We start from the raw sequence: 25,077 nt of genomic DNA on the forward strand, positions 1-25,077 counted from the left end.
CTCTGCCGCCTTAGCATATTGGGAACGGGCTCTTGGGACGATGTTGCAGTTTTTACCTGTGATCCTATTTAATTTTACTCAATTTCAAAACCACGTTCACCGTGGATGGCATGATCAAGACCGGAGAGTTCGTCGTCCGGGCTTACCCGGATTCCGCCGGTGAGTGTTTTGGTGATATAGATGACAATCAGTGTGGCAATGGCTGCAAAGGCTGCGGTGCCGATGACGGAAAGAAGCTGGATGCCCAATTGTTTTGCATTGCCGTAAAAAAGGCCAACCGCCCCTTGTGTCACTGTGGGTGTGGCAAAAAGACCCGTGGCCAGGGCACCCCAGATGCCGCAAAGTCCATGGATGCCGAAGGCGTCAAGGGAGTCGTCGTACCCAAGTTTTTGCTTGATTATGGCTACGCCCACATATCCTAAAACGCCGGCCACTGCGCCAATGGCAAATCCGCCGCCAAGGGAGACAAACCCTGCTGCCGGTGTGATACCCACCAGCCCGGCAACCGCGCCGGAGGCAAGTCCGAGGACCGTGGGCTTTCCGGATATCTTCCACTCAGTGAACAACCAGGTAAGTCCTGCAATGGCTGCTGCCGTGTTGGTGACCATGAATGCCGATGCGGCCACGCCGTCGGCTGCCAGTTCACTGCCTGCATTGAAGCCAAACCAGCCAAACCACAGAAGCCCGGCACCCAGGGCAGTAAACGCAACTGAGGAAGGGATCATGGGTTCCTTACCGTAGCCGTTGCGTTTGCCTAGGACCAGGGCCAGTACCAGGCCTGACACACCGGCATTGATGTGGACAACGTTGCCGCCGGCAAAATCCAGGGCCCCGATGTGATGCATCCATCCCCCTCCCCATGCCCAGTTGCATACGGGTGTATAAACAAATGTAATCCACAGGACAGTGAACAGTATCCAGGAGGAAAACTTCATTCTGTCCACCACAGAACCCAGAACAATGGCAACGGAAATGCAGGCAAAGGTCATCTGGAACAGAACAAAAATCAGGGTGGGAATGGAGCCGGATACCGAATGAATGTCAATGCCGGATAAAAACAGATGATTCAGATTGCCGATGAAAAGAGAGTTGCTTTCTCCAAAGGCCAGTGAATATCCCCAGGCCACCCAGACCACAGATGCCAGACAATAGGCCACAAGCGTCATGGCAATGGTGTTCAGCAGGTTTTTGTACCGTGACAGACCGCCGTAGAACAGGGTCAGGCCGGCCGGCGTCATCATCATGACAAGGGCCGTGGACATGGTTACCCATGCGGTGTCTCCGGTATCAATGCTACCTTCTCCAGCCAGGGCCGGGCATACATTCAACAGAATCAAACCAATGGTAAATACACAGTGTCTGAACATCATATTTTCCTCTTCTCAGGTTAATAAAGATAGCGGTGAACATGAAAAAAATAAAATTTTTTGCACGTTCCTAATTAATCAACAAATTTGTTCTTACGATTAGCAAATGTTATACCAGATGTGTTCTGCCGCTTGATCGCACATGGGCAATATCTTGAAATTACAAGGGGAAAAACAGGGTAAAATGTTGCACGATGAATCGCCTTAGAAAATAGAAAAAAATTTTTAATTTACAAAAATGTGAAATTAGCAGCCAAAACAGAGTACAAAAATGTTATTTTTTTATATTTTGTTTTAAGCATCTCCAGTCATCTCTAAATATAGACGAACTGTGGGGTTGAGTTTAGATCCCGGAAAAAATGGGTTGAATTTGAAATTACATGATTGTAATTTTGTGTCAGATCCGACGCAATGTCATAAACTTAAGCATTGAGTATTTTATTTTACCATGAAGGACATGAAGAATATAAATCAATCTTCATGTCCTTCATGCGCTTCATGGTTTTAAATGAAAATTTGAATTGGGGTACAAATTATGAGCAAACTAAACTCGAAAATTTAGACATCCCAGAATAAAACAGTACAGCCCAAGTGATGAATACGTCATCATTTGGGCTGTACTGTTAAGAAAATAGAGACCCGCAAGCGTTTATTTAAAAAGCGCTACATCAAATCTCTGCCCGCCAATAGCCGCTTCATACATCAGCCCGCCTTTGGCGTGGATAAATACAGCCATACCTTTATAATACCCGGTTTCTGCCTGAATGCCCGTGGCCGGACCGGCACTGGCACCGGCTGTACCGCCGTCACTGCCGGCCTTGGCCTGGACACCTGCAGTGACCACTACGGCTGAAACCGAGGCATCAAATTCATATGACCCGTTGGTAAATTCGTCATAGGCCCGCTTGTCCTGGAAAAAGATAATTTCGGAAAACGCCTGGCCGCCCAGTTGAAAACCAACAGTTATTTTGGCAATGGTGGCGGTACCGGTGATCAGCCCCCCCTGATAGACCCGGCCTGTGCCATAGGCACCCCCGACAAAAATGCCGCCTTTACCCACTGTGGGAAATACCGCATATCCATAGCAGTTGTTGAAAAAAGGCTGGACCGCTGTGGCCTTCTTAAACACATTAATCGCACTGGTGCATGAATCCGCAAACGCCGGAACGGTAAAAAAAAGGGATAGAAGGCCTGCCAGCATAATAATGAAAAATTTTTGGGTTTTCATCATGGATTTCATTGATCACGCTCCTTTAAGGGTTGGGTGGTATGTCCGGCAAACCTTTCAGGAGTGGCAGGCGCTGCAACTGGTGGGACCGGATTTTTCCCCGGCTTTCTTTTTTGCTTTATGGCAGGCAATACAGGTTTTAGTCATCACCTGTTTTGCTTTAAGGGTACCTGCGTTCTTTGCTTCATCCAAAGCGCCCGGTTTTTTTTCAAAATCCTTGTGACAGACGGCGCAGTCCTTAACAATGGTCTGGTGAAGCTGATGTTTAAAGGGAACGGGTCCTTTACTGCGGCCGTTCAGGATCAGTTCAGGGCGGCCGTTGTCCTGGGCCATTATGCCGGAGACCGGGATCAACGGCAGGCCTGCAACGATAATGCAGGCAGCAAAGCAGGTTGTGATCATTTTTTTGTTCATTTTTTCATCCTTATTTAAGGTTACCGGATTAAAAAAAACTCATAAAATTATTACCACAGATGTCCGGAAAAAGACAAGAAAAGGTAAATTCGGGAACCTTCTGAGCATCTGTTGAATACTTGACTTTACACTGTGTTTTAAACAAATTGTCCGTCATTGGCCATGTGGCTGGCAAAAGCGCTTGGCCCCTGAGGGCGGCTCATTTCCATGCGGATATGAGAGACAAAAAAATCCCTGAATTCATCCTCCCTGTGGCTGACGTATAAAATGGTGCTTAACTTTTCTGCGGCTACCTGGCTTAAAAAATCCAGGACAGCATCACGGTTAGCCCGGTCCAGACCGTGGGTGGGTTCGTCCAGGACCAGCAGATCGGGCAGTTTTATCAGGGCCCGGGCAATGAGCGCCAGCCGCTGGTCTGCATAGGAAAGGGTGCGGAAAGAGGATTCCGCCTTATCTGACAGGCTGATGCGTCCCAGCCAGGCCAGGGCCTTTTTTTGGTCTTCAAATCCTGGCCGCTGGTACAGGCCGATGGAGTCATAAAGACCGGACAGCACACAGTCCAAAACGCTGCCGGGCACCCGGTAGCTGCGATGAAGCTCCGTACTGACAATGCCCATCCTTTTTTTCAGCTCCCAGATGGACTCCCCGGTGCCCCGGCGGGTGCCGAACAGCCACAACCGGTTCCGGTAACAGGCCGGATGGTCGCCTGAGATCACCTGCAGCAGGGTTGATTTGCCGCAGCCATTGGGGCCTGACACCAGGGTATGGTCGCCCGGAGCCATGCACAGGTTAAGGTGTGAAAAAACAGGTCTGCCCGAATATCCCGCATGTCCGTCTTCAAGTCTGACCAGTTCTTTTGAATGCGGCGCTTCCCCGGATGCAACAGCTTGAAAAAAAGCGGTTTCCGCAGGTTTCAGATCCGTCACGTGTGCTGAAAAGTTCGCCTGTTCCTGTAAGTCAAAAAGCCTGGATACGATTTCCTGCCGAGGCCCTGAACGTGTCATGGTTCCATTTTCAATAACCGCAATATGGGTGGCGCCTAGGGGAATATCCCCGGGATCATAAACAAAAACCAGAATCCCCATCCCGCAAACCCTGCAATGATCCAGTGCCAGATCAAGCTGGCTGCACCCGGCCTTGTCCAGGCCGTCAAAGGGGGACTGGATCAACAGCCACCGGCTGCCCGAGGAGATCCGGGACAGCAGCAGCAGTTTTCTTGTCTGGCCCGTGGACAGCTGGCGATAGCCCTGGTCCAGGACCTGATCCATGGCAAAGGCCCGGATCAGGTCTGCGTGTTGATCCGGATCATGGATAAAGGACCGGGCCAGCGTGCCCGGGTCCAGACGGTCCATGAAATCGGTGTCGTCATTTTTGAGTTCCTGTTCAAATACCGCCTGCTGTCCGGCAAAGGAAAATATTCCCATATCCTCGGGCAGGCAGATTCCAGGGTCCGGGATTTTTGCCTGGCCCGGGGACAACAGGCTGAAAAAGGTGTCAATGCCGGATCTGTTCCGTCCCAGAATGCACCAGAACTGGCCGGGTTCCGCTTCAAACAAAGGGATATTTAAATCAGGTGTTTTTACATTTACAATTTTCATGATCGTATTCAACCAGATTTATGGCATTTCAGCAAGCTTGCATTTCTCTTTGACTAGATCTGAACAATTGGTTTTGCAAAACGCCTGATATTCTGCTAAAAGCCTTCAATGAAAGAAAATGCTGTGTTAAATGTGCAATATAGAGAGGACAGACAGGTGAACGCTTTTCAACCCAAAACCATATATGTGGATGTGGATGATGTCGTATCCAGGACCACAGAGACTTATCCGGCTGTTGTGGCCCAGCAATTCGGTAAGACCGTGTCTTTTGAAGACCTGACCGGTTTTGATTTGAAATTTTGTTTTCAATTGACGGATAATGAATTTCAATATTTTTTTGACCTGGTTCATCAGCCTGATTTTCTTCTGGGATTTAAGCCGGTGGACGGGGCGGTTCAGACCCTGAAAGCCTGGGCTGATATGGGGCACGTCATTGATATTGTAACAGGGCGTCCCACCTCGGCCCAGGAACCTACCCTGGCCTGGCTTGCAATGCATCATGTGCCTTTCAGGGGATTCATCATGGTGGATAAATACAACCGTCCCGGAAACGACATGTCCCTGGCCATTTCAAAACAGGAGTTATCCATGATGGATTACGACCTGGCCGTGGAAGATTCCCCGGATATGGCCATGTTCCTGGCCCGGGACATGGATGTTCCCACGGCATTGATCCACCGCCCCTGGAACCGGGAGTGCATCATACATGACAATTTGGTCCGGTGTACGTCCTGGAAGGAAATTTATCCCATGGTCAAAGAAGTGGCCCTTGAAGGACACGAGTGAATTAAGGGCCAGGAAAATTTAGACACCCCACGCCAGTCCAAGTACCGAATTAAGGCAGGATTACGTCTTCTTTTTAAGGCAGTTTCTGCAGATGCCGTCCAGTCGCATTTCAACTTTGTCTATGCGGCCCGGAAAGGTATTCTCAAAGGCATGGAAATCAATGTCCACGGTTTCGGGGGTCAGGCAGTCCATGCGCCCGCACTGGGTGCAGTAAAAATGAGGATGGGCCTGGTGCTGCGCATTGGGGGCCATGCCGTAGTAGGCAGCCCGGCCGCCGGTGGCGATCCGGGCCACAATCTGTTTTTCCACCAGCAGATCCAGGATGCGGTACACGGTCACCCGGTTGATGGGGGCGGATCTATCCAGGGTTTCGTGGATATCTGCCGCAGGCAAAGGAAAATTGTTACTGCCGATGATTTCCAGTACCCGCAACCGGTTAAGGGTGGGCGACACACCCCCATCTTTGAGCAGTTGTCTGTAATCACAGTGAATACACATGATGTTATCTTTTCAGCTCTCCGGCATGCCGAACCGTTCTGGGTATAAAGCCCCGGATCTTTTCAACACCCAGGGAGACCAGGAATACAGTGCCGGCCACCATGATGATGGCCGCCCCCGAGGTCAGGTCAAACCGGTAGGACAGATATAGGCCTGCCAGGGTGAAACAGGCACCCAGCAAGCTTGAACCCGCCATCATGGTCCCCAGGGACCGGGCATATTTTTCCATCATGAACGGCGGAATGGTGAGCAGCGCAATCACCATGATCAGCCCCACCACCTGGATCACCATGACCACGGTAAGTCCGAGCATGGCAATCAGGGAAAAGTAGATCCCGCGCACCGGAAGCCCCCGCAGACCTGCAAATTCCTCGTCATAGGAAACCGCCATAAGTTCCTTATAAAAAAAGACAACCAGAAAAAGAATCAGGGTACCGATAATCCCCATGATGATCAGGTCTGATCCGGGCACGGTGAGAATACTGCCGAAAAGATAGCTCATCAGATCCACATTATACCCCGGGGTCAGGTCCACCAGGATGATGCCGAATGCCATACCCACTGCCCAAATCACGCCAATGACCGTATCAGCCCGCTGCCTGTTGTTCAGGGTAACGGCTGCCATGACCAGGGAGGCGCCCAGGGAAAACCCCATGGTGGAAGGAATCACAGGCCAGTTGAAATAAAATGCCATGCCGATCCCGCCATAGGCGGCGTGGGCTATGCCCCCGGACAGGAACACGATGCGGTTCACCACCACCAGGGTGCCCATGATGCCACAGATGATGCTGGTCAAAAGTCCTGCGGCCAGGGCATGGCGCATGAATTCGTATTTAAGGATTTCCATCGGCACCCCCCGCACTTTTATGCCCTGCCCCGGGCAGGACCTGGCTGAGCACCTGCATCCGGCACACATCTTCCACCGAGCAGGCATACATGGTTTCAAGCATCTGTCCTTTAATCTCCTCATGGGAGTGGTAATGCAGCCCATGGTTCACACAGGCCACGGATTTGACATAACCGGACACGGCAAACAGGTCATGGGTGACCACCACAATGGCCACGTCCTTATTCAGGGTTTCAAGCAGGTTTAAAAAATCCGTCTGGCCCCTTGAGTCGATGCTGGCCGTGGGTTCGTCAAGAAACAACAGGCGCGGCCGGGTCATCAGGGACCGGGCAATGAATACCCGCTGGCGCTGTCCCCCGGAAAGTTCCCCGATCTTTTTGCGGACATGGTCGGCCATGCCCAGGCGCGCCAGGGTGGACAGCCCATCTTTTTCACACTCTTTCCGGGTCCGCCTGGACTGCCCGAAAAGACCTCCCGTGCCAAGACACCCCATGAGCACCACATCCAGGGCGGTAATGGGAAAATGGTCATTGATATGAACGTTCTGGGGCACATATCCCAGGGCCTGGCTATGCTTGCCGGGACGCTCCCCTAACACCCGGATTTTACCTTTATCTGGCTTGAGCAGACCCAGGATCAGCCGGAGCAGGGTGGATTTTCCCCCGCCGTTGGGGCCGATAACGGCCATGAAATCATGTTCCCGGATGGTCAGATTGATGTTGGAAAGAACAGGCTCTCCATTGTAGGAAAAATCCACATCTTCAACCGTAACCAGGGCTTTTTCTAAAATCTCGACTATTTCAGGGCCTCCTTGAACTGTTCAGCCATTTTTTTCATATTATCCAGCCAGTCCAATGCCAGGGGATTGGCCGGGATAACCTGGCCGTTGATCTCCTTGGCCACAAGTTCTGCACTTTTGGTTGAAAACTGGGGCTGGACAAAAATCACTTTGATTCTCTGGTCTCTGGCATGCCGGATCAGTACCTGCAATGTTGCCGGCTTCGGGTCCTTGCCTTCTATTTCAATGGGAATCATTTTCAGGTTGTAATCCCGGGCAAAATATCCCCATGACGGATGAAAAACCATAAACTGCATGCCAGCGTTATCCTTTAACATCTGCGAAAGATCCTGGTCAAGGAGATCAATCTCCCTGAGAAAGGCATTATAATTGGCTGTGTAGAAATCCTTATTTTCAGGATCTGCAGCTGCAAGGGCCCCAAGGATATGGCCGGCCTGGATCTTGACCAGTCTGGGAGAGAGCCAGATATGGGGGTCCAGCCCGGCATGGCCATGATCATTCTCATGGTCATGATCCTCTTCTGTCCGGGCCATGTCATCGTGGTGATCTGCCGGGGCTTCCCCCTCGTGATGGTGCGCACCCATGGGCTGTTTTTCTATGCCTTTATCTGTGTGGACAATGGTCATATCCGGACTTGCAGATGCAATTTTGTCCAGCCAGAACGTTTCAAAGGGCACGCCAATGGAAAAATAGAGGCGGGTTCTGGATAGTTTGGCCATTTGTGCGGGTTTTGGCTCATATGTGGCCGGGCTTGCCCCGGGCTGGACCATTACGGAAACAGCCACTTTATCCTTGCCAATTTGTTGCACAAAATATTGCTGGGGCACGATGCTGACAAACACGGAGACCGGCGGTTTAGCCCAGGCCGGTCCGTGGACCATAGCGACGATTGAAATAACTATGAAAAATTTAACAAACCTTTTCATGTCAGACTCCTTTCAAATGAATTTTTTATCGTTATATCGGATGGAATCATGAATAACAGATCAATGCAACTTTATTGCATTTTACAAAAAAGGCAAGGAGGTTTTATTTTTTCATGGAACAGCCATGACCTGGCGGACACAACAAACGATGAAAAACATGTTAACCACGGAAGTCACAGAATTTTATCTTCAGTGTCTTCTGTGACTTCCGTGGTTAAACGTTTTAATATAAAATACAATGAATTATGTATGCTGATTAATTGAGGTCTTCGTTGTCTTTTTTGAGGATCGGGAGTTTCATTACCGGCACCCCTTCCTTTTCCAGGGTCTTTTCCTCTTCCCTGGTGGTGGTGCCCCGGATCTGCTTGAAATCCTTGACACCGTAATGCATTTCCAACGCTTGTTTGGCAAAGGATGTGCCTACATTTTCGTAGTTGTTTTCAACGTACTGGATCACCTTTTCGGCAAACTCGGCCATGGCGTCCAGCTGGGCCTGGGACGCCATCTCTTGACCGGAACCGGCAGGAGCCGGGGAGGCTGATCTTCGGATGGCCACGGCAGACAGCTTGGGACTTACGGAGAAACTGTCACATACCGGGCATTGCAGAAGGCCCTGGGCCTGCTGCCGGTCAAGATCGTCCCGGTCATCAAACCAGCCTTCAAAAACATGGCCGTTAATGCATTCCAGATCAAATACTATCATATGTTATCAAATTATATTTCCAATAAAATTGTGGATATACGTCATTTCACCATCTTTTTCAATTGAGAAATGCGATCCAGGTCCTGTTGCGAACGCACACAGGGAAACAGACTGTTGTTGGTCAGCACCGGATGGGCCGTGATATCAAAGCGGGCATTTTTTACGGCATCCGCCCACATGGAGGTATGGGGGATGGGGGTGTAATAGGCCAGAACCGGGGTGAGCCCCAGGCCTTTCACCAGGGTGATGGACCCTTCCACCTCATCAAGATTCTGGCCGGGCAGCCCGCATAACAGGTAGGCTCCCAGTTGATCCGTTGCAAATCCTGCCGTGCGCAGGTGGTCCACGGCCGTAAGAAATTCATTCTGTTTAACCTTAATGTCGTGGCGATGGCTTGAAAAGTCAGCGGTTTCAAGCCCCAGGCGGATGGTTTTAAACCCGGCTTTTAACATCAGACCGGCTGCTTTTGCCGAGATCTCTTTTATATGCAGGGCATTGGGGGTGTGGAAAAAGATATCCATTTTTTTATCAATGATGCGTTCAAGCAGGGGAAACGCATATTTTTCCGGATTGATCAGAAGCGCATCATCGTAAAAGGCAAAATTTTTCACCTGAAACTGGGTGTGCCAGTGGCAGATCTCCTGAAAGACATTTTCCGGGGAGCGCCGCCGCAGCCGTGGTTCAAGAAAGGACGAAGCGCAGTATTCGCAGGAAAAAGGACACCCCCGGGAGGTCAGAATCGGGGCATAGGCCATGGTGTCCTGGAGATCCAGGGCTGCAAAGGGTATGGTGTCAAGGTCTGCCGGGTCAGGTCTGTGATTCAGGGTAAATCCGGTGTACGTTTCAACCAGGTCTGCAAGGACGGGTTCGGCCGGGCCGGTGATCACCTGGTCTGCCCCGGAATATTTCCGGGCATGGGTTTCACAAAGACTTGCGTAAATACCGCCCAGCACCACGGGCACGCCGGGAAAAACCTTTTTAAGCAGGGCAATGGTTTCGCTCACCCCCGTGGCCCAATAGGTCATGAGCGAGGTGACCAGAATCAGGCCAGGCCGGTCCATTGCCAGAAGATCCTGTTCAATCCATGCCCTTGACACCCCGTACCGGGTGAACTTGCCGGTAAAGTTTCCATTAGCGCCCCCCAGGTGAGTTTCAATTGCCCGGGGTAAAGGAATCGGGGTTTTGTCAAAGGGGCCTCTGCCGTCCCAATACACCTTGACACGATTTGTTTTCCGGGGGTGAAACCGGTTCATGCAGTCCACAAATGAAACCCGTACGCGGTTCTGCCGCAGGATGGCGGCAATGGTGAAAAGCCCGAGAGGCCGGGCCCAGAAATCAAAGGCGGCAAAATCGTGGACCCAGGGATTGACGCAAAGAATGTGGGGTGGGTCAGTTTTCAAAATACTGCATGGAGGTTTTTTTCAGCTCCCGGTGGGAAAACAGCAGGGTATAATCTTTTTCTCCGGTGGCTTCGGAGACTTTTGCAGCAATGGCAAAGCATTCGTCTTCGGATGCCCCGTGGACCATGGTGTACAGATTCTTATCCCACCCGGGCGAGGGATTTCTTCGGTAGCAATGGGTGATCTCATGGAAGGATGCCATAATGTTTCCCACTTCTTCCACCCGCTCTTCAGGCACTTTCCAGGCCACCATGGCATTGGCCTTGAATCCTGATTTCTGATGTTTGAGTGTGGCACCGAACCGCCTGATCATATTTCTGTCGTGGAGGCCGGACAGCACTTCAAGAAATTTTTCTTCTGAAATTCCGATCTGTTCTGCCATTACAAGATAGGGACGCTTGCAGACCGGGATATCGGTCTGCAGCAGTGAAATTACTTTTTTTTCCAGATCTGTGAGGGATGTTGTCATACACTCTTTTCCAAAAGCCTGTTTTATTTATCTGAATTTTTTATCTGTTTTTTTTTCCGGGAACAATGCCATAATCTCATCTTCACCGGCACCGCAGATGCCGCGTTCGGTGATGAATCCGGTCACAAGACGGGCCGGGGTCACGTCAAAGGCGTGGTTGGCAGCCGGGCTGTTTTCCGGTGGCACCAGAACAGATAAAATATTTCCATCGCAAACCCCTTGCACGTATTTAATCTCGTCCGGGTCCCGCTCTTCAATGGGAATATCTTTTACACCGTCGGTGATGGTCCAGTCAAAGGTAGATGAGGGAAGCGCCACATAAAAAGGCACATTGTTGTCCCGGGCAGCCAGGGCCTTGAGATAGGTGCCGATTTTGTTGGCCACATCACCTGCCCGGGTGGTGCGGTCCGTGCCGACAATAACCAGGTCCACCATGCCGTGCTGCATGAGATGCCCCCCGGCATTATCCGTAATCACGGTATGTCTGATGCCATGCTTGCCAAGCTCCCAGGCGGTCAGGCGCGATCCCTGGTTCAGGGGCCGTGTCTCATCCACCCAGACATGAATGTCAATGCCTGCATCAAAGGCGGTGTACATGGGGGCTGTGGCCGTGCCGTACTCGATACAGGCAAGCCACCCTGCATTGCAGTGGGTCAGGATATTTACGGGCTGACCGTTTTTCTTTTCAGCGATCTCTTTGATAATGGACAGGCCGAATTCACCTATCTTTTGACAGTTCACAGCTTCTTCTTCCACAACGCCTAGGGCTTCTTTCAGGGCGGCTGCCACCCGGGCATCATATCCGGACTCACCCAGGGCTTTCTCCATGACCCGGTCCACGCCCCAGGCCAGGTTGGTGGCAGTGGGCCGGGCATCGCGAAGGCGTGCACACTCACGCTTAAACCATGAATCGTCTGCGCCCTGGTTGCCCTTCTGCACCAGGATGACATAGACCCCCAACGCCCCAGTGGCACCGATCAAGGGGGCACCTCTGACATACATATCCTTGATGGCATGAATCACCAGATCATTGGTTGTCAGATCTTGGACAATCAGTTCATGGGGCAGGCGCCTCTGGTCTATGACCTTGACGGTTTTTGACTCATTATCAAACCAGATGGGCCGCATCTGGTTTCCATCCACATTCATGGCGTATTTCCTTTGGTATTTTAAGTTTCCAAATTTTATACCAGATCAAACAGTTTATTTGTACAAAAATAATCCTAAACCGAATCAGGAATCAAGGTGCAAGGACATTTCATGGACAGGGAATAAATGTTGGTATCAATCAATACCTTTTTCATTCCCATATCTCCGGGTCAATACGCCGCTCTTTGCTGATATTATCTTCTATTGTTTTAAACTCGGTGTCACTCCATCTGCCCCAAAGCCTGTCAAGATCATCATACTCTCTGGAATACAACTTCTGTTTTTTCATGCCAAGGCGTTCCTGGATCATTTCAAGAATCAACTGATTGACGCTTTGGCCTTTTTCCTGGGCAGTCTGTTTCAATTTTTCAGCAAGCTTAGGCTCAACACCCCTGATTGTCATGGTTTTCATATGCCCTCCAGACTCAATGCCATAAAGTTAATATGCTTTCAGATTAAAACCACGAAGTTCACGAAGAACACGAAGTTTAGTCCGCTAATATCTTCGTGAACTTCGTGGTCTTCGTGGTAAAATAAAATACTCAATGCTTAAATTATGACATTGCCTCCAGGCTGACATCTGTTTTTGATATCATTTTGTTATCAAAAAAATGACATTCTGTTTTAAATATCAAAAAATTCATTTGCTATACCAAGAGGGACAGGCTGCGAATGAATGGGCCTGTGGCATCCACCCCTTTTTGCTCCACCTCCCGGATGGTCTGGGATCCCACCACGGCAATGTCGGCTTTGCCCACAAGAAAATCAATGTCTGCCTTTTCTTTCACGCCGAATCCAACGGCCACAGGCAACCGGGTAAACTGTCTGCACCGGGCAAGATAGCTCCCCATGTCTGAAGAGAACTGTGTCTCTTTTCCGGTTACCCCTTTTCTTGCCAAACAGTAAATAAATCCTGTGGCATGGGCATCGATCATCTTCATACGCTGGTCCGAGGTTTCCGGAGAAAATATAAATACCGCAGACAGATCATATTTGTTCATGGCTGACAGATAATCACCCGCTTCTTCCGGGGGAAAATCCGGGATAATGGCACCTTTAACCCCGATTTCCGACATCCGGGCCGCAAAGGCATCCATGCCGTATTTATAAAGGATATTGCCATAGGTCATGAACAGAAACGGGATGTCAAAGCTGTCTGCCACTTTTTGGGCAAATTCAAAACATTTTTCCACGGTGGCCCCGCAGTCCAGGGCGGCCTGGTTGGCCTTGAGGATCACCGGCCCGTCTGCCATGGGTTCTGAAAACGGGATCTGCAGCTCCATTAAGTCCACGCCTGCGTCCACCATCTGCCGGACAATTTCAAAAGAGGCATCAAAGGAGGGGTAGCCCATGACAATATGAGTCATTAACAGGATATCTTTTTTCTTCCGCTGTTCCCGGATATAGGTTTCCAGAAAGGCGGGGGCAGGTGCCGAAGTTTTTGTATCCGTCATTTTGATATATCTCCTTGATATTCCTTTGCTTTGGCACAGATAAATTCTTTCCATTTTGGGTCGCCAATGGCATCGGCCACGGTGAAGATGTCTTTATCTCCCCGGCCGGACTGGTTGATGATGATGATATCATCCTTTGACATGTTCGCCACTTCCTTAAAGGCACCGGCAAAGGCATGAGAAGACTCCAGGGCCGGGATAATGCCTTCCATCTGCATGGTCAGCTTCAGGGCATCCACCACCTCGGTGTCCGTGGCATATTCAAACCGGGCTTTCTTGTCATCCCGCATATTGGCAAGGATGGGGGAGACGCCCACATAGTCCAGGCCTGCGGAGATGGAGTGGGTCTCTTCCATCTGACCGTCGCTGTTCTGCAGAAAATAGGTTTTATAGCCCTGGGCAATGCCGGGACTGGCATCTTCGGAGCAAAGCCGGGATGCGTGGCGGCCCGACGCAATGCCTTGGCCCCCGGCCTCCACCCCCACAAGCTCAACCGGATCATCCATGAAACCCTGGAAAATGCCCATGGCATTGGAACCGCCGCCCACACAGGCAAATACTCTGGACGGCAGCCTGCCTTCGGCTTTCATGATCTGGACCCGGGCTTCCTTTCCGATGATGGACTGGAACCAGGAGACCATCTCAGGGAAGGGATGGGGTCCGCAGGCGGTTCCCAAAACATAGTGGGTGGTGTCCATGTTGGTGACCCAGTCCCGGAACGCCTCGTTAATGGCATCTTTGAGAATCCGGGTGCCGTCGGTGACCGGCACCACGGTGGCGCCGAGCTGCTCCATCCAGAACACATTGGGCCGCTGGCGCAGGACATCCACCTCTCCCATATAGATGGTACACTCAAGCCCGAACTTGGCCGCCATGGTCGCCGTGGCCACCCCGTGCTGCCCTGCCCCGGTTTCGGCGATCACCCGTTTTTTTCCCATCTTTTTCACTAAAAGCCCCTGCCCCATGACATTGTTGGCCTTATGGGCGCCTGTGTGGTTAAGGTCTTCACGTTTGATATAGATTTTTGCCCCGCCAAAGTGCCGGGTGAGGTTTTCGGCATAGGTCAAGGGCGTGGGCCGGCAGGAGTAAGTTGCCATCAGGGTTTCGTATTCTTCCCAGAACCCCTTGTCTTCTTTGGCCTGCCTGAACCGGGCATCCAGCTCGTCAAAGGTGGCCACAAGGATTTCAGGTATAAATGCCCCGCCAAAGGAGCCGTAATATCCGCGGTGTTTCATATATCTGCCTCCATAAAGGGGTTGGCAATTTGAGTAAGATTCATAATTTATTTTTGATGTTTAATGGTCTGGGTAAAGGCAAACCGGTCTGTGCGGCAGAACAGAACCGAATAGACCGCACCAGGTGCTTTGGGAAAATTGAGCAGCCGCCGGACCACCAGAATCGGATCCAGAGGCGACATGCCCAAAAGGGACGCCCGTTGTTCATTCAAGGGTTCCACCTGGAACTGCTGGGTACCGTCGGAAGGTGTGAGGTAAAACCGTTCGGACACCACCCGGGACAAGGATTTGTCCCCAAGATCCATATCGTCAATACCTGCAAACAGATCCGGGTCCAGATAAATATCCTCCAGCAGCACAGGTTCATCCCGGGCCACGGTCAAACGGGATATGGCAAAGGCGGGTTTGCCGTGAAAGGGGTTTGCCACATCCCCTGTAACGGTCTTTTTTTTCAAAGGCACAATCACTTTTTTTTGGGTAGGAACCCCCCGGGTGGAAAATGCCTGGGAGGTTCCGGCAAGGGAAAACAGATCAATTTGCGGCGAAGGTTCCTTCACAAAGGTTCCGGCCCCCCGCTTTCTTTGGATCAGGCCCCTTTGCACCAGAAGATCCATGGCCTGGCGCACGGTGGGACGGCCCACCCCATATGATTTTGCAAGTTCCGTTTCAGGCGGAATCATATGCCCGGGCAGGTAAACGCCCTCCCGGATACGGGACTGGAGCTGCTCACAAATCTGGTGATACAAAGGTACAGGGGAGTCAGGATTCAGCATTGTCAGTCTTATTTTATAGGTTTGCAGCCGCCCGGAAATTGTATTTCACCCGTTATCGGCCATGCCGCCAAATTAATATGCGGGAATCATAGCTGACAATCTGTCAAGTTGTCAAGACATTTTAACAAATCAACTTTGTTAAAAGACGGTTCCATTAAAATCGTTCTTTCTTTTTTGCCTTTGAACCCTAAAATATCAGGGTTCATTCTCGTTAAATTCCAATATATCCCCGGGCTGGCATTGAAGATACCTGCATATGGCATCCAGGGTGGTCAGCCGAACGCCTTTGATCTTCCCTGTTTTTATTAAAGAGAGGTTTTGCTCCGTTATACCGATAAATTCCGCCAGATCCTTTGATTTGACCTTGCGTTTAGCAAGCATGACATCAAGGGTGATGGTGATGGTCATTGACGCCTCCTAAATGAACATTTCCTGATCTTCTTTTATTTTGCGCGCTTCATCCATGACCCATGTCACCGTAAGAACGATCCCGCCCACAAACAGGGCACCGAAATCGGAGCCCTCAAGCCCCACGGTGATCATCCGCTGTCCCGGGGGATGGTGCAGGGTTACGACGATACTGATCAATGAATTGCTCAGAAAATGGCAACCCATCCAGATAATCATAGCCCGGCCAAGGCGGTTAAAACAGTCAACATTGGCCTTGGCAAAAATGATCCCGTTTTCATACAGGCGAAACAGCCTTGCAAGCACCTGCAGCCCGTAAATCAACACCGACAGGGAAATCAGGTCTGTGAAAAAGGCCAGAAGCCGGGAAAACGCAGGCAGGTCACCGGTAATGGGTACCGGAACGTCCACCATGTTCGGCAAATGCCGGATCTGATTGAAAAAAATCCAGTACAGTGCACATATCACCGGTACCAGAAAAACAAGCAGTGTACATGTGCGTCTCAAGGTCCGGCTGGCCCGGGTGATGCGTTCTTTATTCTCCATTTTGTCCTCCAGATAAATTCGTTAAACATTTTTTGTTTTATTGCCTGCCTGCTTGTTTACCTGACCTATAATTCAATGTCAATAAAAATTCAAATAAAACAATAATAATTATCAATTGAACATGAATTTATTATCATTAAAAACCAATACAGGATGAAATTGATCTGGAAAATGGGATTGGGGTATTGGAAATCCCAAAAGCCAATCCGGCAAACCAAACTTGTATTGCCTGGCAATCTTGGCACACATGCTGTACTGTGGCCAGAACACAACCACCTGTTAGCTGGCTATTCCGCCATTTTTAAATTATCGCCCTTCGGGCGGGTTGTTACGTTTTAGGTTTTAAGAAATGGAAATTCCTATACTATTAAATTAATTTTAAACCCGGAACACCCACAAAGCCGATGCAAAAAGACACCCACCAGTTTATCCAGGAATATAAGGGCATTGCCGCCTTTGGCATGGACAGGGCAAGTGATGAGGAAACCATCATGTTCTATCTGCAGAAATTCAGCGAGGATTCTTTTATGAAAGCCCTGCTGCCAAGGCTGTCCGACCAGGAACTTGAAGAGATTTATGAATGGGTCAACGCATATTTAAGAAAACACATTCCCGAAGACGAATACCACAGCCTGTTTTTAAAAGACCGTTAGTTTTTGTGCGTCTTTAGTTCTTCGGGGTAAGCACCAGAAAATAGAGCTGGCCCCTGGCCACCATGTGGCCGGCAGTGTAATCAGCCCAGTCACCGGCACCGCAGAACAGATCCACCCGGCCCGGCCCGGTTATGGCTCCCCCGGTATCCTGGTTAAGCACAAACAGGGACGCCCTGGGCCATTCCTCTTTTGGCTGGCCCACAGCAGCCGGCAGTGCGGCCTGGATAAAGGCCAGGCCCCCTTTGGGGAAAAGTTTGGTGTCCGTGGCAATGGAACGTACAGGCGTTACGGCGACACCGATGCACCCAAAAGGGCCGCCCAGGCCTTCCTTAAAGAACACAAAGCTGTCATTGGTAAAAAGCACCTCGTCCATGCGGTCCGGGTGGGCGGTCAGCCATGCGCGGATGGCCTGCATGGACATCTTCTCCTTTGGCACCTCGTTTTTATCAATGAGATATTTGCCCACCGCACTGTATTTTCGGCCATTCACCCCGGCATAGTGAAGGCGCACAATCTCGCCGCCGGGCAGCGCCACCCTGCCCGATCCCTGGATCTCCAGGAAAAACCGGTCAATACGGTTGGCCAGCCAGATCACGGGCCGGGCTTTCTGGGCAAAATCCGGCTGGCGGTTGATCTGCTCCCGGGTGTAGTAGGGAAGAATTTTGCGGGACGTTGTGTCAACACGCGCCATGAGCCGCTTGTGTCCCTTGTAGGCATCGGAGAACGCCGGCAGGTCAATCCGGAACAGATCATCTGGTATTGAGTAGACCGGCCAGGGATATTCCGGGCTGGCGGTGCGGCTGCCCGGATACGTGGGTTCAAAATACCCGGTAAACAGCACGTCTTTATTTGAGCCGCCCACACTTTTGTACACCGTATACTTTTCCCGGATAAACCGGTTCAGATTTTTGGCCGGGGGCCTGGTTTCAAGAAACGCCTTAAAGGTTTCAAGGGAAGAGATCATATGGGAGGCCGTGTACACGTCCGGGCCATAATCATAGGTCCGGGTTGCCGGTACCCGTCTAAAATAGACAAGGCTCTGGTTAATGGAGACTCCGAGATCCTGAAGGAACAAGGTGTCCGCAAACTCGGGCAGGTCTGCCCCAGCCACCTTCACCAACGGCTTTTCAAGGGGAGGCTCCACCTTTTTCTGATCCCGGCACCCCAGGATCCCGGCAAGGGTCAGTACCAGGAACAGATAAAATACGACATCATATACAGATCTTTGTTCAGGATCGTTAATCAATATCATTTTCCGGACTCCTTTCCTTCATCCGCTTAAGGGTTAGAACAGATTCAGACACAGGGTCACAATCCGGCAAGGCAACGCTGGAGACGCCTAAATTTTCAAATTTCCGGGCCGAGGCCAGCACCCTTTTTTCCATGGCACCCAGGGTGCGGTTAAAGGTAGCGGCGGTGCGCTCAATATCCGTTCCCAGCCGGTTCATATGCCCTGCCATGGTGGACAGCCGCTCAAAAAGTTCCAGACCAAGCTCCCGGATGGCCCGGGAATTTTCATAGCCTGCCTGCTGCAGCCACACATAGGACACGGTTTTAAGCAGGGCGATGAGCGTGGTGGGCGTGGCCAGGATCACGCCGTGGGCCACCCCTTTTTCGATAAGATCAGGCCGGGCTGCAAGGGCGGCCGAAAAAAAATTTTCTCCGGGGATAAACAGGACCACAAACTCAGGACTTGGGCTAAAGGCGGCTGCATAATTTTTTGATCCCAGCTGGACAATGTGGGCCATGACCTGGCGGGCATGATCATTAAGCCGTTCCTTCTGGGCCTGCTCATCTGTTGTTTCCAGGGCATCCAGGTACGCCATGAGCGGCACCTTGGCATCCACAACCACCTGGCGGTTGCCGGGCAGTTGCACCACCATGTCCGGACGAAGCGCGCCTTTGCCTGTCCCATGCACACCCTGTTCAATAAAGTCGCAATGGTCGGCCATACCAGCCAGTTCCACGGCCCGTTTCAGGGTCACCTCCCCCCATCTGCCCCGGACATGGGGGACCCGCAGGGCCTTGACCAGGTTATCTGTTTCTTTGGCAAGCTGGTGCTGGGTTTTGGCCATATCCGACAAATACTGGCTGATGGCGCCAAAGGCCTGGCTTCTGTCCTTTTCCATGGTCCCAAGCCGCTGTTCATACCGGTCCAGCATCCGGTGTACCGGGTCAACGGCCCGGGTAAAAGCATCCTCTTTGACCTTGAAATCCTGGTGGGCTTCCCGGACATATCCGCTGAAATGGGACTGGGCCATGTCCACAAACTGCCGGGAATTCTCATAAAGCGCCTTGTCGGACAAGGCCTTGAACCGACCTGAAAAAAGATGCATGGCCAGTTTAACAAGGACCAGGGCCGTTACCAGACCAAGCACAAACCCGGCCCCTAAAAAGGCCAGGTTGCCCGTGCTGATGGTCATGTGGGCAACATCAATCATACAGATGTTCCCGGGGCCGTGTACGTGCCGCTTTTGCCGCCGGATTTAAAGGCCAGATGAATATTGGATATTTCCATGCCCTTGTCATGGGCCTTGCACATGTCATAGATGGTCAGGGCCGCAACACTGACCGCTGTCATAGCTTCCATCTCCACCCCTGTTTTTCCGGTCAAAGACACTTCCGCCTCAATATGAATACAACTGTTTTTTTTATCGTTAAAAAAATCCACCCGGGCATGGGTGATGTTCAGGGGATGGCACATGGGAATCAGGGACCCGGTCTGCTTGGCCGCCATGATCCCTGCAATGCGGGCCGTTTCCAGCACATTCCCCTTTTTCACCGTTTCATCGCCAATGGCGGCCAGGGTATCCGGGGACATGAACACCGTCCCCTTTGCCACGGCCACACGTTTAGTGGAAGTTTTTTGTCCCACATCCACCATCCTGACACGGCCCTGGCCGTCAACATGGGAAAATTCGTTCAAATCAACTCCTTTAAACACCCGCCGGTTCAGGCAAACACCTGGGTTTTAGCCGTAGCTTCTATTTTTATCCGGTTCAGGGCACAAGTTAAGGCATCTATCACATGTTCCCGGATATCGCCTGCCACGGCCAGAAACATCACATCATCACCCACCATCAGCAGCCTATCCGAATTGATATGCACCAGTACCTCCACAATACCGGGCATGGCCCTGGCCTGGTCCAAGATCCGATCCAGTTTCTCCTGGTCCACGGTGACAATCAGGCCCGTGACAGGCCGGCCGTCACGGGAACTGTCCCGGACCACCCCGTTATGGTAAAGCACCATCCCGGCTTTGGAAAAATCCGGATGATTTTTCATCTGGTTTATCATTGCAGGCAAATCCATGGACACTCCTTATCTGTCGCCTTTTTGCTCCTGGCCCCGGCAGACCATCCCCCGGGCGGTTTCAAGGTCAGCCGGGGTGTTCACATTAAACTTGAAACGTAAGTCCGGGTCCAGGGCTTCAAGGATTTGGGGCGGGATCTGCCTGATTCTTTCGGGCTTGAAAATTTTTTTGATCATAAACACCTTTTTTTCAAGATTGGTCTCAATTCTTGGCAGACAGGATTTATGATACAGGGCAGACAAGGGTTCAAGCCCTTCCCGGGTTTTGGGTATGACAACCTGTTTACCCGGGATTCTTTGGGCCAGAAGGTGGCGGATGATCGTCTCACTGACAAAAGGAATGTCACAGGCCGTTACATAGCTCCAGTCAAAGGAGGCATGGAACAGGCCTGCATGAAGCCCTGCCAAAGCGCAGCGGGACGGATCAATATCCGTTACAACCAGGGCGTTAATATCCAAAAAGAGTGCCGGATCATTGACCACCAGCATCACTTCCTTAAACATCATGGAAAACAGGGTATGAATCCGATCCAGCATGGTCTTTTCCCCAACCCTGTGAAATGTTTTGTTTATGCCGGGGAACCTGCTGTTGCAGCCGCCGGCCAGGATCACGCCCGTGCAGTCTATTTTTTCCAATGCCTTTAATTCTTTCTGCTTTACTGTTTTCTGATGGGTATGTCTCGTTTCCGGAATTTGATGCTGCTGTCCTTCATGCATTTGTTGATTATATGAACCCGGATAAGAAATCAAGGTGTTGCCGTGCTAAAAAAAAGATGATAGAAAAAACTTTCAGGCCATACCCGAACACGTAAAAAGGCATATCATGACAAAAAAAAAGAGCATTCTCAATGATCAGGATTATAAACGGATCATCACCCGCATTGCCTACGAAATCATTGAAAAACATAAAGGGGTAAAAAACCTGGCCTTGGTGGGGATCCAGACCCGGGGGGATTTTCTTGCCAAGCGCCTGGCCGAGCAGATAGCCGCCATTGAAGGCACGCAGCTGCCCGTGGGGTCCATGGACATCAACATGTACCGGGACGACTGGACAAAAATCAGCCACCAGCCCACGGTAAGGCCCTCGAACATCCCCTTTTCCGTGGATGATAAAGAGATTATTTTAGTGGATGACGTACTTTTCACCGGCCGGACCATCCGGGCCGCCATGGAGGCGTTGATGGATTTTGGCAGGCCCGCCCGCATTGAGCTTGCCATCCTGGTGGACAGAGGTCACAGAGAACTGCCCATCCAGGCAGATTACCAGGGTATTTTTGCGGACACGGAACCCAACGACATGATCCATGTCCATGTCCTTGAACAGGACAAAGAAGACTGTGTCTACAGGGAACTGCACTAGACCGTCAGCCATCAGTTCCATGCCCTGAACCTGCATTGTTTGCCTATTAACCGGGCACAGACAGGTTGCTGCCCTTTGGAAAGAAAGGTTTTCATGAGCGTCCACTCCCATCGGACATCTTTGCCCAGACATCTCAAAATTGCCATATTGTCCATGTCCTCCACCCGGACTTTTGAAAATGACAAAAGTGGTTTATGGATAAAAAAACAAGCCAAAAAAGAGGGGCATGAAGTGGTGATCCACCAGGTAATCCCCGACGATGCAAATGCCATCACAGATGCGCTTGGGAATATTATCGAGCGGATCGATCCCCATGCCGTCATCATGACCGGCGGTACCGGCATCAGTCCCAAAGATGTCACCCTAGAGGCGGTCCAGCCCCTGTTTGACAAGGAGCTGACAGCCTTTGGGCCGGTATTTGCCCAACTCAGTTTTGAACAGATTGACTCTGCCGCTATTTTGTCCCGGACCACGGCAGGCTTTATCAAAAGCACAGCCGTATTCTGCATACCCGGCAGTCTTGACGCCTGCAAACTGGCCTGCAGCAATCTGATTTTCCCGGAACTTGGACATTTGATCAAACATGCAAAGGAATAGACAATGAAAGAACTTGACGCGTTATTAAACGACTGGAAAGATAATGACAACCAGACCCGCAAGGCATTTTCCGAACTTGTGGACCACTTGAAATCCCTGGCCGACACCACCCTTGAATTTGTGAGCCGGCCCGGGGTAAGCTACTCCCTTCGCCCCCGGCATGCGGCCCAGGCCAAACGCCCGCTGTTTGCCATGGTGGATGTCATTGATGATGACCCGGATGACCGCTGGCTCTCTGTCTGTTTTTACGGGGAACTGGTCACCGATCCCCAGGAGGCAGGAGACCTTGTGCCCGAAGGACTTCTGGGCGAAGACGGATACTGTTTTGACATGTATGAATATGACGAACAGGAAGTGGCGTACCTGAAAGACCGGCTCACCGAAGCACACGGCAACGCCCCGGAATAGTGTTTGAACGAAAAGTCACCCATCTGCGGCGTTGCAGAAAAATTTGCAATCCTCACAACCAAGAGGTTGCTCCGGTTACAAATTTTTCTGCGCCTTGCATATGGGCAACTTTTCGTCCAAACACCTCAATCCCAGGATTGAAGGATTGTGGATCCTACACCGAAAAGCGGATATTTAAAATATCCCCGTCCTGGACCACGTAATCCTTGCCTTCCACATAGAATTTGCCGTTCTTTTTCAGCTCTGCTTCAGAGCCAAATTCCATGAGTTCATCATACTTGAACACCTCGGCCCGGATAAACCCGCGCTCAAGGTCTGAATGGATGACCCCTGCGGCTGTGGGGGCCTTGGCTTCTTTTCTCACCAGCCACTGCCGGACCTCATCTTTTCCCACCGTGAAAAACGAGATCAGGTTCAATGACTTCAGGCAAAGCGCGGTCAATGATTCCAGGGCCGTGGACGTAATCCCCAGGTCCTCAAGGAACTCCTGTTTTTCCGCTGCATTGTCCAGCATGGCGATTTCCGCCTCCACCTTGGCCGAGACCAGCATCGCCTCTATGGCCAGGGCATCACAACTGTTTTTAAACGCATCCAGAATCCCTGTATTGCCAAGGTCATCTTCGGCTACATTCACTGCAACCACCAGTTTTTTCAACGTAATAAAGGGGTAGGACCGGATCAGTTTCTCCTCATCCTCGGATAACTCAAGCAGGCGAAGCGGCAGTTCCTGTTCCAAATGGGCCAGCATTTTCTCCATGAGAGCCAGCTCTTTTTTCTGGTCTTCATCCTTGATCTTCTTGATCATGGCAGACAAACGCTCAATGCGCTTTTCCACAAAGATCTGGTCGTGCATCACAAGCTCGGAATTGACCATGTCAAAATCCCGCAGGGCATCCACACTGCCTTCCGCATGGTAAACCGCCTCATCTTCAAAGGCTCGGACCACATGGCAAACTGCATCCATGTCAGATATATCTTTAAATATATCCCCTTTGGAAATGGTCTCAGCCTCCATTTTGGGCAAAAGCACCAGATCAAGACGCGCCTTGACCTCTTTTTTGGGCGCATACATCGCCACTAAGCGGTCAAATCTGGAATCCAGAATGTCGGCGGTGCCCGGCACCGGCTTAAATGCCTTGGCCGGATCCGTGATCTCGTTTCCGGTCAGAATCTGGAACAATGTTTTCTTCCCGGTCTGGGGAAGTCCGATAATGCCTAGCTTCATCTTTTATGTTTATCCTCTTTTTAAATTTTAAAGCGTCATATTTAATGTTTCAAAGACCTGTGCCGGCATCACCCTTTTTTTTACGGGATCGTGATCAACGCGGGCAGCCACATGGACAGCGTCATGGGGAAAGACCAGCAGGGCATTTTCGGCAACGGCCCGGTCCAGCATAAGTTTTTTCTCCTCCACCAGCTTTTCGGCAAACCGGTCATATCCCATGGTAATGGGCAGATTTACCCAGGGCAGTCCCGGGGTAAGATCGCCGGTAAAAATAACCGTACCGCCCCGGGCCTGAATCCAGGAAACCAGCATACCGGGTGTGTGCCCCTGGCTTTGTAAAAATTCAATGGACAGTCCGCCCACATTCAAACGGTCTCCGTCCCGCTTGAGCACCAGACGTCCCGTGGCCTGCAGCTTTTCACAAAGCCCCGGAATAAATGAGGCCCGGTCACGGTAATGGGGAGATTTGGCGCGCTTGAAATTTTCCTCTCCCACCACAAAAAAGGCATTGGGGAAAAGCAGGTCCGGTTCCCGGTCCGGTTCCCAGGCGCTTAAAAGCCCGCCAACATGGTCAAAATGCATATGAGACAGCACAACGTGACTGATATCTGAGTCGCTTAAGCCCTGTTCTGCCAGGGCTTGCAGCAACATATGCGTTTCTTCTTTAACGGCAAAGCGCGCTTTCATGTCAGGGGAGAGATATGCGCCGCAGCCGGTCTCAAATAATAAATTGTGGTCCCCGGTTTTTACCAGCAGACAGTTTGAAGCAATATCGATCATGCCGCTTTCATCTGCCGCTATCCATTTCTGCCACAGGGCTTTAGGCGCATTGCCAAACATGCTGCCGCCATCCAGCCGCATACTGTTGCCCCGGATAACAATACATGAAGTTTCCTGCATAACATTTGCTCCCTTTGGGCCG

At 51.0% G+C, this 25,077-nt stretch carries 30 protein-coding genes; 5 read left to right on the forward strand and 25 right to left on the reverse strand.

Features of this window, described 5'->3' with window-relative positions:
* Nucleotides 1-74: 74 nt before the first annotated feature.
* The 4 genes from Q366_RS07955 to Q366_RS07970 form a co-directional block, all read right to left on the reverse strand.
* Nucleotides 75-1,370, reverse strand: coding sequence for an ammonium transporter (locus tag Q366_RS07955; RefSeq protein ID WP_035237864.1), 1,296 nt, complete (start codon nt 1,368-1,370; stop codon nt 75-77).
* 646 nt (nt 1,371-2,016) lie between these two features.
* Nucleotides 2,017-2,607, reverse strand: a complete 591-nt coding sequence (locus Q366_RS07960) for a lipid-binding SYLF domain-containing protein (protein WP_245619906.1) — start codon at nt 2,605-2,607, stop codon at nt 2,017-2,019.
* Between the two features lie 45 nt (nt 2,608-2,652).
* Nucleotides 2,653-3,009, reverse strand: a complete 357-nt coding sequence (locus Q366_RS07965; protein ID WP_035237866.1) for a cytochrome c3 family protein — start codon at nt 3,007-3,009, stop codon at nt 2,653-2,655.
* Between the two features lie 137 nt (nt 3,010-3,146).
* Entirely contained in the window at nt 3,147-4,607 is a 1,461-nt protein-coding gene (locus Q366_RS07970) for an ATP-binding cassette domain-containing protein (RefSeq protein WP_084691750.1), read from the reverse strand.
* Between the two features lie 156 nt (nt 4,608-4,763).
* Between Q366_RS07970 and Q366_RS07975 the strand changes: the two genes are divergently transcribed.
* Nucleotides 4,764-5,393: a 5' nucleotidase, NT5C type gene (locus Q366_RS07975; protein WP_035237972.1), complete on the forward strand. Its 630-nt coding sequence runs from the start codon at nt 4,764-4,766 to the stop codon at nt 5,391-5,393.
* 60 nt (nt 5,394-5,453) lie between these two features.
* Here Q366_RS07975 and Q366_RS07980 read toward each other — a convergent pair whose 3' ends face one another.
* The 14 genes from Q366_RS07980 to Q366_RS08050 all read right to left on the reverse strand — a co-directional run bounded on the left by Q366_RS07980 (nt 5,454) and on the right by Q366_RS08050 (nt 16,600).
* Entirely contained in the window at nt 5,454-5,891 is a 438-nt protein-coding gene (locus Q366_RS07980) for a Fur family transcriptional regulator (RefSeq protein WP_035237868.1), read from the reverse strand.
* Nucleotides 5,892-5,895: 4 nt separating this feature from the next.
* A complete protein-coding gene (locus Q366_RS07985; protein WP_035237871.1) occupies nt 5,896-6,738 on the reverse strand; it encodes a metal ABC transporter permease in 843 nt (280 codons plus the stop codon).
* Nucleotides 6,725-7,495, reverse strand: a complete 771-nt coding sequence (locus Q366_RS07990; RefSeq protein WP_245619907.1) for a metal ABC transporter ATP-binding protein — start codon at nt 7,493-7,495, stop codon at nt 6,725-6,727. The genes Q366_RS07985 and Q366_RS07990 overlap by 14 nt, the downstream gene beginning before the upstream one ends.
* A gap of 38 nt (nt 7,496-7,533) precedes the next feature.
* Nucleotides 7,534-8,463 carry a metal ABC transporter solute-binding protein, Zn/Mn family gene (locus Q366_RS07995; protein WP_035237878.1) on the reverse strand — a complete coding sequence of 310 codons (930 nt, stop codon included), beginning with the start codon at nt 8,461-8,463 and terminating at the stop codon, nt 7,534-7,536.
* 256 nt (nt 8,464-8,719) lie between these two features.
* Nucleotides 8,720-9,166: a DUF1178 family protein gene (locus tag Q366_RS08005; protein ID WP_035237881.1), complete on the reverse strand. Its 447-nt coding sequence runs from the start codon at nt 9,164-9,166 to the stop codon at nt 8,720-8,722.
* A gap of 41 nt (nt 9,167-9,207) precedes the next feature.
* Nucleotides 9,208-10,566 (reverse strand): B12-binding domain-containing radical SAM protein, encoded by a 1,359-nt coding sequence (locus tag Q366_RS08010; protein WP_035237882.1) that lies wholly within the window; start codon nt 10,564-10,566, stop codon nt 9,208-9,210.
* Complete coding sequence (gene ahbB / locus Q366_RS08015) at nt 10,556-11,035, reverse strand: siroheme decarboxylase subunit beta (protein WP_035237884.1); 480 nt, start codon at nt 11,033-11,035, stop codon at nt 10,556-10,558. The genes Q366_RS08010 and ahbB overlap by 11 nt, the downstream gene beginning before the upstream one ends.
* Before the next feature lie 27 nt (nt 11,036-11,062).
* Nucleotides 11,063-12,184: an S-methyl-5-thioribose-1-phosphate isomerase gene (gene mtnA / locus Q366_RS08020; protein WP_035237886.1), complete on the reverse strand. Its 1,122-nt coding sequence runs from the start codon at nt 12,182-12,184 to the stop codon at nt 11,063-11,065.
* Nucleotides 12,185-12,335: 151 nt separating this feature from the next.
* A complete protein-coding gene (locus tag Q366_RS08025) occupies nt 12,336-12,596 on the reverse strand; it encodes a RodZ family helix-turn-helix domain-containing protein (protein WP_035237887.1) in 261 nt (86 codons plus the stop codon).
* A 235-nt stretch (nt 12,597-12,831) separates the two neighbouring features.
* The gene (gene trpA, locus Q366_RS08030) at nt 12,832-13,638 is read right to left on the reverse strand and encodes a tryptophan synthase subunit alpha (RefSeq protein WP_051957904.1); all 807 of its coding nucleotides are present in this window, start codon (nt 13,636-13,638) and stop codon (nt 12,832-12,834) included.
* Nucleotides 13,635-14,873 (reverse strand): tryptophan synthase subunit beta, encoded by a 1,239-nt coding sequence (gene trpB, locus Q366_RS08035; protein ID WP_035237888.1) that lies wholly within the window; start codon nt 14,871-14,873, stop codon nt 13,635-13,637. The genes trpA and trpB overlap by 4 nt, the downstream gene beginning before the upstream one ends.
* A 47-nt stretch (nt 14,874-14,920) precedes the next feature.
* A complete protein-coding gene (locus Q366_RS08040; RefSeq protein ID WP_035237889.1) occupies nt 14,921-15,646 on the reverse strand; it encodes a GntR family transcriptional regulator in 726 nt (241 codons plus the stop codon).
* 195 nt (nt 15,647-15,841) lie between these two features.
* Nucleotides 15,842-16,054: a helix-turn-helix domain-containing protein gene (locus tag Q366_RS08045; RefSeq protein WP_035237890.1), complete on the reverse strand. Its 213-nt coding sequence runs from the start codon at nt 16,052-16,054 to the stop codon at nt 15,842-15,844.
* 9 nt (nt 16,055-16,063) lie between these two features.
* The gene (locus Q366_RS08050; protein WP_035237895.1) at nt 16,064-16,600 is read right to left on the reverse strand and encodes a DUF2975 domain-containing protein; all 537 of its coding nucleotides are present in this window, start codon (nt 16,598-16,600) and stop codon (nt 16,064-16,066) included.
* 404 nt (nt 16,601-17,004) lie between these two features.
* Here Q366_RS08050 and Q366_RS08055 point away from each other — a divergent pair, with 404 nt between their 5' ends.
* Nucleotides 17,005-17,253, forward strand: a complete 249-nt coding sequence (locus Q366_RS08055; protein ID WP_035237896.1) for a hypothetical protein — start codon at nt 17,005-17,007, stop codon at nt 17,251-17,253.
* A gap of 13 nt (nt 17,254-17,266) precedes the next feature.
* Here the strand turns inward: Q366_RS08055 and mltA are convergent, their stop codons facing one another.
* Genes mltA through mobA form a run of 5 tightly spaced genes read right to left on the reverse strand, consistent with a single transcriptional unit; the run spans nt 17,267 to nt 21,282 of the window.
* Entirely contained in the window at nt 17,267-18,505 is a 1,239-nt protein-coding gene (gene mltA, locus Q366_RS08060; RefSeq protein WP_035237897.1) for a murein transglycosylase A, read from the reverse strand.
* Entirely contained in the window at nt 18,492-19,694 is a 1,203-nt protein-coding gene (locus Q366_RS08065; RefSeq protein ID WP_035237899.1) for a DNA recombination protein RmuC, read from the reverse strand. The genes mltA and Q366_RS08065 overlap by 14 nt, the downstream gene beginning before the upstream one ends.
* Nucleotides 19,691-20,179 carry a cyclic pyranopterin monophosphate synthase MoaC gene (gene moaC, locus Q366_RS08070; protein WP_035237900.1) on the reverse strand — a complete coding sequence of 163 codons (489 nt, stop codon included), beginning with the start codon at nt 20,177-20,179 and terminating at the stop codon, nt 19,691-19,693. The genes Q366_RS08065 and moaC overlap by 4 nt, the downstream gene beginning before the upstream one ends.
* Before the next feature lie 26 nt (nt 20,180-20,205).
* Nucleotides 20,206-20,565: a molybdenum cofactor biosynthesis protein MoaE gene (locus tag Q366_RS08075; RefSeq protein ID WP_035237902.1), complete on the reverse strand. Its 360-nt coding sequence runs from the start codon at nt 20,563-20,565 to the stop codon at nt 20,206-20,208.
* 9 nt (nt 20,566-20,574) lie between these two features.
* Nucleotides 20,575-21,282 carry a molybdenum cofactor guanylyltransferase gene (mobA, locus tag Q366_RS08080; protein ID WP_245619908.1) on the reverse strand — a complete coding sequence of 236 codons (708 nt, stop codon included), beginning with the start codon at nt 21,280-21,282 and terminating at the stop codon, nt 20,575-20,577.
* Between the two features lie 106 nt (nt 21,283-21,388).
* Here mobA and pyrR point away from each other — a divergent pair, with 106 nt between their 5' ends.
* The 3 genes from pyrR to Q366_RS08095 all read left to right on the forward strand — a co-directional run bounded on the left by pyrR (nt 21,389) and on the right by Q366_RS08095 (nt 22,930).
* Nucleotides 21,389-21,925 (forward strand): bifunctional pyr operon transcriptional regulator/uracil phosphoribosyltransferase PyrR, encoded by a 537-nt coding sequence (gene pyrR, locus Q366_RS08085; protein WP_035237904.1) that lies wholly within the window; start codon nt 21,389-21,391, stop codon nt 21,923-21,925.
* A 93-nt stretch (nt 21,926-22,018) separates the two neighbouring features.
* A complete protein-coding gene (locus tag Q366_RS08090; RefSeq protein ID WP_035237906.1) occupies nt 22,019-22,522 on the forward strand; it encodes a MogA/MoaB family molybdenum cofactor biosynthesis protein in 504 nt (167 codons plus the stop codon).
* A 3-nt stretch (nt 22,523-22,525) separates the two neighbouring features.
* On the forward strand, nt 22,526-22,930 hold the full coding sequence (locus Q366_RS08095; RefSeq protein ID WP_035237908.1) for a hypothetical protein: 405 nt from the start codon (nt 22,526-22,528) through the stop codon (nt 22,928-22,930).
* A 154-nt stretch (nt 22,931-23,084) separates the two neighbouring features.
* On the opposite strand, the gene ychF is transcribed toward Q366_RS08095, so the two are convergent.
* Nucleotides 23,085-24,155, reverse strand: a complete 1,071-nt coding sequence (gene ychF, locus Q366_RS08100; RefSeq protein ID WP_035237911.1) for a redox-regulated ATPase YchF — start codon at nt 24,153-24,155, stop codon at nt 23,085-23,087.
* Between the two features lie 27 nt (nt 24,156-24,182).
* Entirely contained in the window at nt 24,183-25,055 is an 873-nt protein-coding gene (locus tag Q366_RS08105) for an MBL fold metallo-hydrolase (protein ID WP_035237916.1), read from the reverse strand.
* Between the last annotated feature and the right edge of the window lie 22 nt (nt 25,056-25,077).

The organism is Desulfobacter vibrioformis DSM 8776 (assembly GCF_000745975.1).
Taxonomy (GTDB): domain Bacteria; phylum Desulfobacterota; class Desulfobacteria; order Desulfobacterales; family Desulfobacteraceae; genus Desulfobacter; species Desulfobacter vibrioformis.